The sequence below is a fragment of the Actinocorallia lasiicapitis genome (genome assembly GCF_054778695.1).
In genome coordinates, this window is the sequence record NZ_BAAGZI010000855.1 from 1 (window position 1) to 729 (window position 729).

Annotated in this window: 1 protein-coding gene; it reads left to right on the top strand. The window is 69.1% G+C overall.

Annotated features, from left to right (window positions below; all coding sequences use genetic code 11):
• A partial coding sequence (locus tag ACYVE7_RS35115) for a LacI family DNA-binding transcriptional regulator (RefSeq protein WP_460370996.1) occupies positions 1–729 on the top strand: 729 nt, incomplete at both ends.

Here is a 729-nt window from a genome sequence, read left to right on the forward strand (position 1 = left end):
GGATCGGTGGCCGGCACCTACGCGCTCACCGGCAAGGCCGTCGTGCTGGCGGTCGTCCCGGCGCAGGTGCTGGCGGCGTGGCTGCTGGCCGTCGCCTGCCGGACCCCGCTGCGGCGCGGCCGGTTCATCCCCGAACAGCGCGAGAACACCATGATCTCCGGCGTGTACGGGGTGTTCGGCCGGTCCACGAACGTCTGGCGGATCGACGTCGGCGCGGCGCTGGGCGGGCTGGCGCTGCTGGCCATCCTGGTGCCCTACACGCTCAACACCGACCATCCGCTGCCGCTCCCGAGCAACGCGCTGACCGCGCTCGCCGGCGTCTCGCAGCCGACGGTCAGCCGCGCGCTGCGTGGCGACCGCACGGTCAGCAGCGCGACGCGGATGCGGATCGAGGCGATTGCGCGGCAGCTGAACTACAAGGTCGACAAGAACGCATCGTCGCTGCGGCGCGGGCAAAGCATGACGCTGGCGCTGCTCTTCTTTGAAGACCCGCTGGACGACGGCAGCTTCATCACCCCCTTCTTCCTCTCCATGCTGGGGTCGATCCTGCGCACCTGCGCGGCGCGGGGGTATGACCTGCTCACCTCGTTCCAGCAGCTCTCCGCCGACTGGCACACGGACTATGAGGACAGCCGCAAGGCGGACGGGATCATCCTGCTCGGCTATGGCGATTACGAACTGTACAAGGCGCGGCTGGAGGCTCTGGTGGCGCAGGGCACACATTTCGTG